The organism is Brenneria nigrifluens DSM 30175 = ATCC 13028, assembly GCF_005484965.1.
In the GTDB taxonomy this organism is placed as follows: domain Bacteria; phylum Pseudomonadota; class Gammaproteobacteria; order Enterobacterales; family Enterobacteriaceae; genus Brenneria; species Brenneria nigrifluens.
This window is the reverse complement of sequence record NZ_CP034036.1, coordinates 1,476,511-1,490,945: the sequence shown is the minus strand read 5'-3', so window position 1 is coordinate 1,490,945 and position 14,435 is coordinate 1,476,511. Positions and strand designations below refer to the sequence as shown.

General features: G+C 57.4%; 15 protein-coding genes. 1 reads left to right on the top strand and 14 read right to left on the bottom strand.

The annotated features are described in order from the left end of the window. Window positions 1-56: 56 nt before the first annotated feature. Window positions 57-962, top strand: a complete 906-nt coding sequence (locus EH206_RS06870; protein WP_009112060.1) for a TIGR01777 family oxidoreductase — start codon at window positions 57-59, stop codon at window positions 960-962. A 22-nt stretch (window positions 963-984) separates the two neighbouring features. On the opposite strand, the gene hisP is transcribed toward EH206_RS06870, so the two are convergent. The 14 genes from hisP to pdxB all read right to left on the bottom strand — a co-directional run bounded on the left by hisP (window position 985) and on the right by pdxB (window position 14,423). After that, window positions 985-1,758 (bottom strand): histidine ABC transporter ATP-binding protein HisP, encoded by a 774-nt coding sequence (gene hisP / locus EH206_RS06865; protein ID WP_009112059.1) that lies wholly within the window; start codon window positions 1,756-1,758, stop codon window positions 985-987. 15 nt (window positions 1,759-1,773) lie between these two features. Then, entirely contained in the window at window positions 1,774-2,490 is a 717-nt protein-coding gene (locus EH206_RS06860; RefSeq protein ID WP_009112058.1) for an ABC transporter permease, read from the bottom strand. Beyond that, the gene (locus EH206_RS06855; protein ID WP_009112057.1) at window positions 2,483-3,172 is read right to left on the bottom strand and encodes a histidine ABC transporter permease HisQ; all 690 of its coding nucleotides are present in this window, start codon (window positions 3,170-3,172) and stop codon (window positions 2,483-2,485) included. Before EH206_RS06855 ends, EH206_RS06860 begins: the two co-directional genes overlap by 8 nt. A gap of 176 nt (window positions 3,173-3,348) precedes the next feature. Further along, on the bottom strand, window positions 3,349-4,128 hold the full coding sequence (locus EH206_RS06850; protein WP_009112056.1) for a lysine/arginine/ornithine ABC transporter substrate-binding protein: 780 nt from the start codon (window positions 4,126-4,128) through the stop codon (window positions 3,349-3,351). 401 nt (window positions 4,129-4,529) lie between these two features. Continuing rightward, the gene (locus tag EH206_RS06845) at window positions 4,530-5,099 is read right to left on the bottom strand and encodes a UbiX family flavin prenyltransferase (RefSeq protein ID WP_009112055.1); all 570 of its coding nucleotides are present in this window, start codon (window positions 5,097-5,099) and stop codon (window positions 4,530-4,532) included. Window positions 5,100-5,256: 157 nt separating this feature from the next. Next, on the bottom strand, window positions 5,257-6,774 hold the full coding sequence (gene purF / locus EH206_RS06840) for an amidophosphoribosyltransferase (protein ID WP_009112054.1): 1,518 nt from the start codon (window positions 6,772-6,774) through the stop codon (window positions 5,257-5,259). Between the two features lie 21 nt (window positions 6,775-6,795). After that, window positions 6,796-7,296 carry a colicin V production protein gene (cvpA, locus tag EH206_RS06835; RefSeq protein ID WP_009112053.1) on the bottom strand — a complete coding sequence of 167 codons (501 nt, stop codon included), beginning with the start codon at window positions 7,294-7,296 and terminating at the stop codon, window positions 6,796-6,798. 158 nt (window positions 7,297-7,454) lie between these two features. Then, complete coding sequence (gene dedD / locus EH206_RS06830) at window positions 7,455-8,165, bottom strand: cell division protein DedD (RefSeq protein ID WP_009112052.1); 711 nt, start codon at window positions 8,163-8,165, stop codon at window positions 7,455-7,457. Further along, window positions 8,155-9,423 (bottom strand): bifunctional tetrahydrofolate synthase/dihydrofolate synthase, encoded by a 1,269-nt coding sequence (folC, locus tag EH206_RS06825; protein ID WP_009112051.1) that lies wholly within the window; start codon window positions 9,421-9,423, stop codon window positions 8,155-8,157. Before folC ends, dedD begins: the two co-directional genes overlap by 11 nt. Before the next feature lie 90 nt (window positions 9,424-9,513). Beyond that, window positions 9,514-10,428 (bottom strand): acetyl-CoA carboxylase, carboxyltransferase subunit beta, encoded by a 915-nt coding sequence (gene accD, locus EH206_RS06820; RefSeq protein ID WP_009112050.1) that lies wholly within the window; start codon window positions 10,426-10,428, stop codon window positions 9,514-9,516. Window positions 10,429-10,645: 217 nt separating this feature from the next. Beyond that, complete coding sequence (locus tag EH206_RS06810; RefSeq protein WP_009112049.1) at window positions 10,646-11,317, bottom strand: DedA family protein; 672 nt, start codon at window positions 11,315-11,317, stop codon at window positions 10,646-10,648. 71 nt (window positions 11,318-11,388) lie between these two features. Next, entirely contained in the window at window positions 11,389-12,210 is an 822-nt protein-coding gene (truA, locus tag EH206_RS06805; RefSeq protein ID WP_009112048.1) for a tRNA pseudouridine(38-40) synthase TruA, read from the bottom strand. Continuing rightward, window positions 12,210-13,220, bottom strand: coding sequence for an aspartate-semialdehyde dehydrogenase (locus EH206_RS06800; protein ID WP_009112047.1), 1,011 nt, complete (start codon window positions 13,218-13,220; stop codon window positions 12,210-12,212). Before EH206_RS06800 ends, truA begins: the two co-directional genes overlap by 1 nt. A gap of 66 nt (window positions 13,221-13,286) precedes the next feature. Continuing rightward, window positions 13,287-14,423, bottom strand: coding sequence for a 4-phosphoerythronate dehydrogenase PdxB (gene pdxB, locus EH206_RS06795; RefSeq protein WP_009112046.1), 1,137 nt, complete (start codon window positions 14,421-14,423; stop codon window positions 13,287-13,289). Window positions 14,424-14,435: the final 12 nt, after the last annotated feature.

Below are 14,435 nucleotides of genomic sequence, written 5' to 3'. Positions count from 1 at the left end.
CAGGAAAAAGCCTTATGACACCCCCTGGCCGGCATGGGTTCTCAATGAGGTAAGATATGCAATTATTAATTACCGGTGGAACCGGTCTTATCGGCCGCCATCTGATTGAACGATTACAGCTGCTTTCCCACCAGGTCACCGTATTGACCCGCGATCCCGAACGCGCCCGGAAGCGACTGGGCGATAAGGTGGAATACTGGTCGACGCTGAACAATAAAACCGCGCTGAACGATTTCGACGGCGTGATTAACCTGGCGGGCGAGCCGATCGCCGACAAACGCTGGACTCCGCAGCAGAAACAGCGCCTGAGCCAAAGTCGCTGGAGTATTACCGAACGGCTTGCCAACCTGATTAACGCCAGCAGCGAACCGCCCGCCGTTTTTATCTCCGGATCCGCCGTGGGCTATTACGGCGATCAGGGGGCGGCGCTGGTAACGGAGGATGAAACCCCCGCCAACGAATTCACCCATCATCTTTGCGCCCGCTGGGAAGCGCTGGCGCAGTCCGCCGAGAGCGACAAAACCCGCGTCTGCCTGTTGCGCACCGGCATCGTCCTCTCCGCGCAGGGCGGCGCGCTGACCAAGATGTTACCGCTATTCCGTCTGGGCCTTGGCGGCCCGCTGGGGTCCGGCAAACAGTACATGCCGTGGATTCATCTCGACGATATGGTGAACGGGATTATTTATCTGCTGGATAACACAGTGCTTAGCGGCCCGTTCAATATGGTGTCGCCCTATCCTGTGCGCAACGAACAGTTTTCGGCCATGCTGGCGCAGGTGCTGAACCGGCCGGGATTGGTGCGCGCTCCCGCCTGGGCCATCAAGCTGCTGATGGGGGAAGCCGCCACGCTGGTGCTGGGCGGGCAGCGGGCCATTCCGCAGCGGCTGGAGGCGGCGGGTTTCGGCTTTCGCTTTTTTGAACTGGAAGAGGCGCTGCGGGACGTGACGAAAAAAACCGGCTGACGTAACGCCAGCCGAAACGAAATTATTTCAGGGTTCCCGACAGAAACTGCTGTAAACGGGGGCTTTTGGGGCTGCCGAACAGCACATCCGGCGGCCCCTCTTCTTCAATCACGCCCTGGTGCAGAAAAATCACATGGCTGGAAACGTGGCGCGCAAACTCCATTTCATGGGTGACCACCACCATCGTTTTCCCCTCTTCCGCCAGTTGCCGCATAATACGCAACACCTCGCCGACCAGTTCCGGATCCAGCGCGGAGGTGGGTTCGTCGAATAGCAGCACTTCCGGCTCCATCGCCAGCGCCCGCGCAATCGATACCCGCTGCTGCTGTCCGCCGGAGAGATTGGCCGGGTATTTACTCTGCGCCTCCCCGGTGATGCCCACTTTATCCAGATAAAACGCCGCGCGCTGGCGCGCCTCGGCCTTACTCAGCCCCAATACCTGAACCGGCGCCTCCATCACGTTTTCCAGCGCGGTCATAAAGCTCCACAGGTTAAAATGCTGAAATACCATCGTCAGACGGGTACGCAACATCTGCAGCTGTTTTTTATCGAACACCTTCAACTCACCGCCGTTATCGCGCACCATGCGGATTTCCTGGTCGTTGACATAGATGGTCCCTTCGCAGGGTTTTTCCAAAAAGTTGATGCAGCGCAGCAGGGTGCTTTTGCCGGAGCCGGACGATCCGATAATCGAAATCACATCCCCGGCGTTAGCCTGTAGCGAAACGCCCTTCAGCACTTCATGCTGACCATAACGTTTATGCAGATCCGTCACCATCAACTGATTATTCGACATACTCTATTCCTGGATTTAATGGGATGAACGGGTAATAAGATGGCGTAACCAGCGCTGTTCCGCTTTTCTGAACAACCCGATTAACGCAAAAGAAACCGCCAGATAGATCGCCGCGGCGATGCCGAAGGCGTGAAACGGCTGGTAGGTTGCGGCATTAATGTCGCGGGCGATCTTCAGAATATCCGGCACCGTGACGGTAAACGCCAGCGCCGTGGAGTGCAGCATCAGGATCACTTCGTTACAGTAAGCCGGCAGCGCGATACGCAGGGCGCCCGGCAGAATAATGCAGCGGTATTGCTTAAAGCGAGAGAAGCCATAGGCCCTGGCGGCTTCGATTTCCCCATAGGGAACGGAACGAATCGCACCGGCGAAAATTTCAGTGGTATAAGCACAGGTATTGAGCGCCAGCGCCAGAACGGCACAGTTCAAACCGCTGCGGAAAAACGCGTTTAACAGATCGCTTCCGCGTACAATCTCCAGGCTGTAAGCCCCGGAATAGAACACCAATAGCTGCACATAAAGCGGAGTACCGCGAAAAACATAGGTAAATATCCAAACCGGCAGGCTGAACCGACGCCGCGGCGAGACTCTGGCCACCGCCAGAGGTAACGCCAACGTCCCGCCAATCGCCACGGAGGAAATCAGCAGCCACATGGTCATCGCCAGACCGGTCAGGCGATAACCGTCGCTCCATAGCAGAGACTGCCAGTATTGTTGCAGGATCTCACTCATAGATTATTTTTCTGACTCCCTGCGAATAGCGTTTTTCCAGCCACCACAGAACCCCGTTGGAGACAGTGGTAAAGATCAAATACATCGCTCCAGCGACCAGTGCGAAATAAAATGGCTCATGCGCTCCTTTACCGGCCAGTTGCGTTGCCTTAATCACATCATTCAGGCCAAGCAGCGACACCAGCGCCGTCGCCTTTAAAATAACCTGCCAGTTATTACCGATACCGGGTAAAGCAAAACGCATCATTGAGGGAAACAGGATGCGGCGAAATACTTTCATCGGCGTAAAACCAAAAGCGACGGCGGCCTCAATCTGACCGCGAGACACCGCCAGATAGGCGCCACGAAATGTTTCGGTAAAATAGGCGCCGTAGATAAAGCCCAGCGTGATAACGCCGGCCGTTAGGGGATCGATATCGATTTGGCTGAAACCCAGCGCCTCCGTTATGCTATTCAGCGCGATCTGAAGACCGTAAAAAATCAGCAGCATCAGCACCAGATCGGGCACGCCGCGAATCAGCGTGGTATAGCAGGAGAAACATCCCGACAGCAGCCGATTGGCGGACAGCTTCGCGCCGGCGCCGATCAGCCCGATGACCAACGCCAGCAGCAGCGAACTCACCGCCAGCTCCAGCGTCATCGCCGCGCCATCCAGAATTAATTGCGAGTAGCCATACAGCATTGCTCATATCCGTTAAGAGTAAAATGGAGGTTAACCGCCAGGCATTGTGGCGTGACGGACTTGCTGAATCCGTCGTACGGCCTTTGCCGGCGTTACTCACGCGCGGGCGGGCATCCTGATAAACCGCGGCCTGCCGTCGCGGTTTATCAGCGACCAAAACAACCAATAACGGAGACTTAGCCGCCGTAGACGTCAAAATCGAAGTATTTTTTCGCCAGGGTATCGTAGGTGCCGTCTTTACGCATTTCCTCAAAGGCCTTATCCAGCGCGGCCTTCAGCTCGGTATCCGTTTTACGCAGCCCCATACCGGTGCCCACGCCGAAATATTTATCATCTTTTACCGCCGGGCCGGCAAACGCATAATCCTTGCCGATAGCCAGCTTCAGAAAACCTTCGCTGCCCGCCACCTCATCCTGAAACGCGGCGTCAATACGGCCGGCCGTCAAGTCGGAATAGATTAATTCCTGATTCTGGTAAGCGACAACCTCAATGCCTTTCGGCTGCCAGTAAGCATTGGCATAGGCTTCCTGGGTGGAGGCCTGTAATACGCCAACGCGTTTGCCGGCCAGGGATGCCTGCGTCGGTTGAATATCGGCGTCTTTCTTGGCAATCAGACGCGCGTTGGCTGCATACAGTTTTTCAGTAAAGGAAATTTCCTGCTGGCGTTTTTCGGTGATGGAGAGCGAAGAGATAATGGCGTCGATTTTTTTCGCTTTCAGCGACGGAATCAACGCATCAAAGTCACTTTCGACAAAGGTACAGTTGGCCGCGATACGTTTGCATAATTCTTTTGCCAGATCGATATCAAACCCGACCAGTTCACCGCTGGCACTTTTCGATTCAAAAGGGGCATAAGATGGATCGGTGCCTAATTTAATATTTTTAGGAATATCCGCCATGGTACTTCCTGCCGCCAGAATGAATGCCAGCGGTAAAACTTTTATCAGTTTTTTCATATTGTTATCCTTATCAATGTGGATGGAAGGGCAAAGTTTATTTGCCGGAGTCAGAATCAGCTATCGCCTTAAAGCGCCACATGATTGCCACATGTCGTCCACCGCGATATTGCAGTTTTCATGCCATAATAAGAAATCACTATTAATAAGGTCATAAAACACGAGCAGCAAAGCGTGATAAACGATATAAGCAATTAATTAATAAACTATTTTACACTTACTTCCTCTGAAAGAATGACATCGGCCGCTCTCAGGGCAACAACGATGGCGATCTACTGGCGCCATTAAAGTGCATTCGCGCAATATAATGGGGCATGAGCGCAAAAAAGCCCCAAAACGGGGCGACGAATCTTATTTTTACCTATCGTAATTTCAATCAATGCGCAAAAAATATGCAGGATTTACGCGCCTTGCCAACGAGTAAACAGATCTTGCGGCAACGTGATCTCAAACTGATCGAGAACCCGGTTCACCGTCTGATCGATAATATCCTGCACCGTTTGCGGGCGATGATAAAAAGCGGGCACCGGCGGCATAATAACCGCCCCCAGCTCCGCCGCCTGAGTCATGATGCGCAAATGCCCCAGATGCAGCGGCGTTTCACGCACGCAAAGCACCAGCGGGCGACGCTCTTTCAGCACCACGTCCGCCGCCCGCGTCAGCAAAGTGTCGCTGTAGCTATGGGCGATCCCCGACAGGGTTTTTATCGAGCAGGGCAAAATCACCATTCCCGCCGTCTTGAACGATCCGGAAGAGAGGCTGGCGGCGATATCACGCGTATCGTGCACCACATCCGCCAGCGCCTGAACCTCGCGCAGAGTGAAGTCAGACTCCAGCGGCAGCGTCTGCCGGGCCGCCTGGCTGATAATCAGATGGGTTTCTATTCCCTCAACCGCCTGTAGCACCTGCAGCAGGCGAACGCCGTAAATCACGCCGCTGGCGCCGGAAATGCCGATAATAAGTCGTTTCATCAATACTGCCTCTGAACTGAGCGCGCCTGACGCTCAACGCGAATAACGAATCTGCGCTGACTTTGCCGCATCGGCGGGCGATAGGCAAGAATAAGAAAAGGGAAGCGCGCCCGAACGCACTCCCCTTTTCGTTATCGCACTACAAGATTTTCAGCGCTCAACCTTCGTTGTGCAACTCCAGATCTTCCACTTCGCTCTGGCTGCGCAGCGCTTTGGCGTCGTCATTGCGCAGTACTTCCAGGTAGTCCAGATAGCCCTGATCGACGTCCTTGGTCACATAGACCCCGTTGAATACCGAGCATTCAAACTGGGTGATATCCGGGTTATCCTCGCGGGCCGCGGCGATCAGATCGTCCAGGTCCTGGAAAATCAACGCATCCGCGCCAATAAGCTGGCGGATCTCCTCCACTTCGCGGCCGTGGGCAATCAGTTCATTTACGCTCGGCATATCAATGCCGTACACGTTGGGGAAGCGGATTTCCGGCGCCGCCGACGCCAGGTAGACCCGTTTGGCTCCCGCCTCGCGCGCCATCTCGACAATCTGCTCCGAGGTGGTGCCGCGCACGATGGAGTCATCCACCAGCAGCACATTTTTATCACGGAACTCGGCGCGGTTGGCATTCAGCTTGCGGCGCACGGATTTACGGCGCGCCTGCTGCCCCGGCATGATAAAGGTCCGGCCCACATAGCGGTTTTTGACGAATCCCTGGCGATACGGCTTATCAATGATGCGCGCGATTTCCAGCGCGATGTCGCAGGAGGTCTCGGGAATGGGGATCACCACGTCGATATCGAGATCTTCCCACTGACGCGCGATCTTCTCGCCCAGCTTCTGCCCCATGCGCACGCGGGCGCTGTACACGGAAATTTTATCGATAAACGAGTCCGGACGCGCAAAGTAAACGTACTCGAACAGACAAGGGTTGCTCTTCGGGTTCTCGGCGCACTGGCAGGTGAACAGCTGTCCTTTCTCGGTGATGTAAATCGCCTCGCCCGGCGCCACGTCGCGCAGGAATTCAAAACCCAGCGTATCCAGCGCCACGCTTTCCGACGCCACCATATATTCGATGCGGCCGTCTTCCAGATCGCGTTTACCGATAACCAGAGGGCGAATGCCGTTGGGATCGCGGAACGCCACCATACCGTGGCCGATAATCATGCTCACGCAGGCATAAGCGCCGCGAATCTGCTGATGCGTGGCGGCAACGGCGGCAAAAATATTATCGGCTTCCAGCGGATAGTGCTGAAAACGATCCAGCTCTCTGGCAAAAATATTCAGCAGAATTTCCGAATCCGAGGTGGTGTTGACATGGCGACGCTCTTGTTCAAACAGCTTTTTACGCAGTTCGTGAGCGTTGGTCAGATTACCGTTATGCGCCAGAGTGATGCCGAACGGCGAGTTAACGTAGAAAGGCTGCGCTTCGGAGGCGCTGGAACTGCCCGCGGTAGGGTAACGCACATGACCGATGCCCATATTGCCTTGCAAACGTTGCATGTGCCGTGCTTCAAACACATCTTTCACCAAGCCGTTGGCCTTGCGCAGGCGAAAACAGTTTAAGGCATCAATGGTTATGATGCCTGCGGCATCCTGCCCACGGTGTTGCAACACCGTTAACGCGTCATAAATAGACTGGTTGACCGGTGTAAAACCGGCGATACCGACAATACCGCACATGGTGTCTTTTCCTCATCAACGCTATCGCAGCTCTATATGCTGCGGCAAGAAACTTGACGTGCTTTGCAGGTAGTCAAAAAACCACCTGATAATATAACTGAACTGCGGAACTAACTGGGACTGCTTCCAGTCGGCGCTCTGTGAAAAACCGGTAAAGGTATCCAGAAAAAAGAGCAGCGCGGAAACAATCAACACGCCGCGCAGCGCCCCGAAACAGACGCCCAATACGCGATCGGTGCCCGACAATCCGGTGCGTTCAACCAAAGAGCCGATCACATAGTTGACAATAGCACCCACAATCAAGGTCGCAATAAACAGAATGGCAATGGCGATGCCGTTGCGGACCAGTTCGTCATCAAAGCGGGTGAAATACACCGCCAGATAAGCGTAGTAATGGCTGGCGACAAAAAATGCGCATCCCCAGGTCACCAGCGACAACGCTTCACGTATAAACCCCCGGATCAGGCTGACCAGAGCCGAAAATCCGATGATGCCGATAATGACGTAATCAACCCAAACCATGAGCCATCCTAATTATGAACGATGCCAACCGCCCGGCCGCCGCATCATCCTGTTCGCGGCGAATTCTAACAGAAAAAGAAAACGTTTGCGTAGCGTATTTCCGCCGATTTTATCAATCGGCGGACAGAACAAAAACCGCCCGCCGGCGCGTTAATCCTTTAACGCACACTGTACGATCTGACCTGACCGCTCAATCCGCTGAGCCGCTGTAATTCCGCCAGCGAAGACTGCAGCTTCTGTTTTGACGCGTCCGGCCCGACATAAATACGGGTTATCTGCCCCGCCACCGGGGTGGCCGGCACGGTATAGGCCCGGTAGCCGGAAAGACGCAGCTTGGCGACAATCTCATTCACCTTGTCGGCGTTTTTCAATGCGCCAAGTTGTACCACATAGGCTTGCCCGGCGGGCGCCTGTTGCGCGGGCCTGGTCTCCGGTTTGGCTTCAGGCTTCGGTTCCGCTTTAGGTTCAGATTTGGGTTTCACTTCCACCTTAGGCTGCGCCTTGGGTTCACTGGGCGCCGTCGGGCGCTCAACCACCGCCGGCGGCGCGATCGTCGCCGGGGGAGCCGTCGTTGCCGGAGGCGGGCTTTCCGGCCGGGCGATTATCCCGGGAGTTTCGGCATCGGAAGCCGCGCTCTTATCCTCCATGGCGGACGCCGCCCCTTCCGGCGGCTGGCTGGGCAGCGGCTGGTTCAACGCAGGCAAGGCTTCCATTTCGTTGCTGTCGCCCGGTTTGGGAACCAGCGGGATAGCCGCGAACTCATCGGCATAGTGCTTTTTATTGCCGTCCAGCAGGCCGGGCAGCACAATAACGCCCAGCGCGACCAGAACGATCGTGCCGACCAAACGATTCTGAAATTTACTCGCCATACGCTTTCCCCTCATCCAGCGCTTCCATGACCTGCGCTACCGTATGAAAAGATCCACACACAATGACGATATCCTGTTCCGCCGACTCGGACATCGCCTGCCGCCAGGCGCCGGCCACATCCGCGAACTGTCGGCAATGCTCCAGATATTGCGCCAGTTGCCCCGCCGTGGCGCCGCGCGGGACGTCCAGCGGCGCGCAATACCATTCGTCCACCTGCGGCGTTAAATGACTTAGCGTGCCGCCGATGTCTTTATCCGCCAGCATACCGACCACCGCGCGGACTTTCCCGCCCTGCGGCAGCATCGCCAGGCGGTTCGCCAGATAAGCGGCGGCATGGGGATTATGGGCCACGTCCAGAATCAGCAGCGGTTTCTCGCCGACAATCTGGAAACGGCCGGGCAACGCGGCCTGGGATAACCCCTGGCGAATCGCCTCTTCGCTGACGTTCAAGGGCGAATAGTTCAGCGCGCCCAAGGCGCTGGCCGCATTGGCCAACGGCACATGCGGCAGCGGCAGCCCCGACAGCTCGCGCTGCTTATTCTGCCAGCTCCATCCGTCACGCTGTATGGAGAAATCCCAGTCGCGGCCGCGGCGCAGCAACACCGCGCCCTGTTCAGCGGCCGCCTGCGCAATCGAGCCGGGCATATCAGGTTCGCCGACCACCGCGGGTTTGCCGGCGCGGAAGATGCCCGCCTTTTCCCGGCCGATGCTGTCGCGGTCTTTACCCAGCCAGTCGGTATGGTCCAGCGCGATGCTGGTGACCACGGCGACGTCCGCATCGACGATATTGGTGGCGTCAAGGCGTCCGCCCAACCCCACTTCCAGGATCACCACGTCCAGTTGCGCCTGCTTAAACAGCCGCAGCGCGGCCAGGGTGCCGAATTCGAAATAGGTGAGCGACACATCGCCCCGGCCGGCTTCAATCTCCGCGAATGCCTGACAGTGCTGCGTCTCGGGCAGTTCTTTGCCCTGAATCCGCACCCGCTCGGTGTAGCGCAGCAAATGAGGCGAGCCGTAAACGCCCACCCGCAGTCCCTCCGCCAGCAGTATCGACTCCAGGGTACAGCAGGTCGTGCCCTTGCCGTTGGTCCCTGCGACGGTAAATACCACGCCGGCGGGTTGTAACAATTGAAGATTCCCGGCCACCTGCCTGACGCGATCCAGCCCCAAATCAATGGCCTGGGCGTGCAGGTGCTCAAGATAATGAAGCCACGTGACCAATGGCGACGTGGCTTGGGGTACTTGAAGATTATCCATGAGTCCCGTTCACTGGCTTACGGTTCATTTTATACAGGAAGCATGGCTGCCGTTCGGTGCATCGCTCACGCTTCCTGTTCATCGGTTCGGTTATACTTCATCCTGTGATTCGGAGGCGGTATCGTGACTCTCCTCCACCACATCGCCGCCGGGTTCCGGATGATTGGTCAACTTGGCGAGGATCGTCGCCAGTTTATAACGCATATCCGGGCGGCGGACGATCATGTCGATGGCGCCCTTCTCAATCAGGAACTCGCTGCGCTGGAAGCCCGGCGGCAGTTTTTCACGCACCGTTTGCTCGATCACCCGCGGACCGGCAAAGCCGATCAGCGCCTTGGGTTCGGCGATATTCAGATCGCCCAGCATGGCAAGACTGGCGGAGACGCCGCCCATGGTCGGGTCGGTCAGCACGGAAATGTAAGGCAGGCCGCGGTCGCGCATTTTTGCCAGCGCGGCGCTGGTTTTCGCCATCTGCATCAGCGACATCAGCGCTTCCTGCATCCGGGCGCCGCCGCTGGCGGAGAAACAGACCAGCGGGCAGCCGTCTTCCAGCGCCTGCTCGACGGCGCGGACGAAACGCGCGCCCACCACCGAGGCCATCGAACCGCCCATAAAGGAAAATTCAAAGGAGGCCGCGACAACAGGCATACCGTATAGCGTGCCTTTCATGACGATCAGGGCATCTTTTTCATCAGACTGCTTTTGCGCGGCGGCCAGGCGATCTTTGTATTTTTTGGAATCGCGGAATTTCAGGATATCTTTCGGTTCCAGTTCGCTGCCCAGCTCCACCGTCCCTTCCTTATCCAGAAAAGCCTGCAGGCGCGCGCGCGCGGAGAGGCGCATATGGTGATCGCACTTGGGGCACACTTCCAGATTTCGTTCCAACTCGGCGCGATAAAGAACCTGGCCGCAGCTATCGCATTTCGTCCAGACCCCTTCAGGAATGTTCGCTTTACGGGTCGGAGTGATATTGCTTTTGTTAAGAATTCGTTCAATCCAGCTCATTGATAACCTTTCTGCTTGAACCTGGCAAACGCCAGTCCGCTGCTCATGTATTCCTTGACGACGCTGCCGCTTGAAATATGCCCGGGACGCGCTTTGCCAGCGTTGCCGGAGCGTCGGCGCCAAGGATTGTTGCCGTGAACAGACCATAAATGCCGCCCATTAAACCATAACGCTCCGGTACTGTGGATAAAAAACTGGTCGAACCGGAGGTTAAAATTCACTTCATTTGTTTTACATCGCCGCGCGCGGCGGCTCTTCTGTGCCGTACGATTTCAATTACGCCGGGCAGAATGGAGACCAGGATAATCGCCACAATCAGTAGCTTCAGGTTTTCCTGCACCACCGGCAAATCGCCAAACAGATAGCCCGCATAGGTAAACAGCAGAACCCATAGCAAAGCGCCCGTTACATTATAGAACGCGAAGTGGCGGTAACTCATATGTCCCATTCCCGCCACAAACGGCGCAAATGTTCTCACAATAGGAACAAAGCGCGCCAGAATTATCGTCTTGCCGCCGTGGCGGGCATAAAACTGATGCGTTTTATCCAGATAGCTGCGGCGGAAAATTTTTGAATCCGGGTTACTGAACAGCTTTTCCCCAAACAGGCGGCCGATGGTGTAATTCACCGCATCGCCGAGGATGGCCGCCACCAGCATCAGCAAAACCATCAGGTGCACATCCAGCGCGTTGGACGGCAGCGCGGCCAGGGCGCCGGCGACAAACAGCAAAGAATCTCCCGGCAAAAACGGCGTGACCACCAGCCCGGTCTCACAAAACAAAATCAAAAACAGAATGGCATAAATCCACACGCCGTATTGCGCCACCAGTTCCGCCAGATGAACGTCAATATGCAGGATAAAATCAATAATAAAGCGTATAAATTCCATAAACATCTCTCTTGATGTCGCCTTTTTACCTCTGGCCGCCACCGGCCGGCCAGAAACGAGTCACCCGGAAACTAATCGTCCAAAAACAAAGGTCCCATCACCGGCTGCGGTAAAGCAAAACGCGCGGGATAATCCACCGCGACCAGATACAGCCCTTCGGCTCTGGCCGTCGCCGCCGCCAACGAGCGATCTTTCGCCGCCAGCAACTGCGCAATCCACCCTTCCGGCTGATTGCCGCAGCCCACTTCCATCAGGCTGCCGACGATATTGCGCACCATATGGTGGACAAACGCATTGGCCTTAATATCTACCACGATATAAGCGCCATGACGCCTAACCTTTAAATGATTTACATTGCGCCAGGGGGTGCGCGACTGGCACTGCACGGCGCGAAAGGAGGTGAAATCGTTCTCTCCCAGCAGACATTGGCCGGCGCGTTCCATCCGCCCGGCGTCCAGCGGCAAATAGCAATGGGTGACGCCCCTGGCCAGCACCGCGGGACGGTAGCGATGATTATAGATGACATAACGATAACGGCGCGCGGTGGCGCTGAAACGGGCGTGAAAATCATCATCCACCGCTTTTACCCAGCGCACCGCGATATCCGGCGGCAAATTGGCGTTGACGCCCATCGTCCAGGCCGCGTCCTTGCGCGCCGCCCGCGTCGCAAAGTGCACCACCTGCCCGGTGGCGTGCACGCCGGCGTCGGTGCGTCCGGCGCAGAACACCGCGATGGGTTCATTCGCCACCTTGCTCAACGCCCGTTCGAGACAGCCCTGTACGCTGTCGACCTCCGCCTGCCGCTGCCAGCCATAGTAGCGGCTGCCGTCGTACTCTATCCCCAGCGCAATTTTCAGCGCGGTATTGTCCTCCGCCAGCATCGGTTGCGACATTACCCCAGATACTCCCGCACCAGACGCTCCGCCGTTTCCACCGCCATCAGCGCGCCGCCGAAGCGAACGTTATCCGCCACCGACCAGAACTGCAGCAGCTCGGGAATACCGTAATCATTACGCAAGCAGCCGATGCTCAGCAGCGCATTGCCGGAGGCGTCGCCCACCTGCGTCGGGTAATCCTGCTCTTCGCTAAGCTCGATATCGCCGGCCTGCCGCAGTTCGTCCCGCGCTTCCTCCGCGGAAAGCGGACGCAGCGCCTCCAGGTGCACCACCTGGGCATGGCCGTAGAATACCGGCGACTGGATGCAGGTGACGGAGACCGGCAGCCCTTCATCCTGCAGGATCTTACGCACCTGCTCCACCAGGCGGCGCTCTTCGCGCACGCTGCCTTCATTATCAGGCAATAGCGGCAACAGATTGAACGCCAGCTGTTTGGGAAATATCCCCGCCTCGGGCGGAATGCCGTTCAGCAAACGCGCGCTTTGGCCGGCCAAATCATCCACCGCCGCTTTGCCGCGCGCGGAAACCGACAGCAGATTGGTGACGTGCAGGCGGGATAATCCGGCCGCTTCCGTCAATGGTTTGATCGCCGTCAGCAGTTGGCTGGTCAGGCTATCCGCCACCGCCACGATATTGCGGTTGCGGTAATCGGCCAGCGCGTGGGCGTTAACCCCCGGCACCACCAGCGGCACGTCCGGCTCCAGGGCGAACAGGCCGCTGCTGTCGATAACCAGACACCCGGCATCTCCCGCCTCTTGCGCATAGCGCTCGCTGGCTTCCTCGCCGGCGACGAAAAACGCCAGATGCGCCTGCGACCAGTCGAAACCCGCCGCATCTTCCACCCGGCGGGATTTACCGTTAAAACGGATGATTTCCCCCACGCTACGTTCGCTGGCCAGCGGATAGAGTTCACCCACCGGGAATTCGCGCTCCTGCAATAACTCCAGCAACGCCGAGCCTACGGCGCCCGTGGCGCCCAGCAGAGCAATATTCCAACCGTCAGACATGTGGTTATTCTCCCCTAACTTGTAAATAAAACGCCATTACCGCCGCGTTGGCGCAGTAGCAGCGCGTTACAGGCCGGCGGCCGGCGACGCGGTGAATCCCAATTCGTTCAGACATTGCGCGCTGGCAGCGTCGGCGCAGACAATATGCAGCGACGACCATTCGCGCCGCTCCTGATAATGGCGGCGCAGGCGATCGAATCCTCCTTCCTGATGCGCTGAATGGCGCAACAGGGCGTCATCCCGGCGCACATCATACACCAGATGCACCAGGCGCTTTAATAACGCTTCATCCAGGGGCGCGGCGACGGTCAGCGCGGAGAATTCCGGCGGCGGCAACAACGAAGACAACGCCACCCGCTGCGGATTGCCGATAAACCGGCTCCACGCCTCAAACACCTGGGTGGTGCCGCGGGCTTTGCCTTCCAGCGTATAGCCGGCGATATGCGCGGTTGCCACGTCCGCTAGCGCCAGCAGCTCGGTGGACAAGGCCGGTTCAGTCTCCCAGACGTCGAGAATAACGCTGAGTTTTTTCCCCTGTTTTAACGCTTTCAGCAGCGCGGCGTTATCCACCACCGGCCCGCGGCAGGCGTTAATCAGGATGCGCCCGTCGGCGAAATCATGCAGCACCGCCTCATCAACCAGATGGTGGGTCCGGTACGCGCCGTCAAGGTATAACGGGGTATGCAGCGTCAGGATATCCGCCTCCCTCACCAGCGCCTCCAACGGCAGGAAATTTTCATCATCGCCCCGCGCCGCCCTGGGCGGATCGCACAATAATGTTTTGACTCCCCAGGCTTTCAGCCGTTTATTCAGCCGTCCGCCCACGTTGCCGACGCCGACAATCCCGACGGTTTTATCACGCAGTTGGAATCCATCCCGTTCGGCAAGCATCAGCAGGGAAGAAAAGACATATTCGACGACGGCTATCGCATTGCAACCCGGCGCCGCCGAGAAGCCGATGCCGTTGGCGTCAAGCCAGTTCCGGTCGACGTGATCGGTGCCCGCCGTGGCGCTGCCGACAAACTTTACCCCGCTGCCGGCCAGCAGTTCGGCATTCACTTTCGTTACCGACCGCACCATCAGCGCGTCGGCGCCGTTCAGCGCGGCGCGCGGCAGCGGGCGCCCCGGCACAGTCCGAACCTCGCCCAGGCGGCTAAACAGTTCGCGTGCGTACGGCATATTTTCGTCAACCACAACCTTCATTGCCTTCCCCGG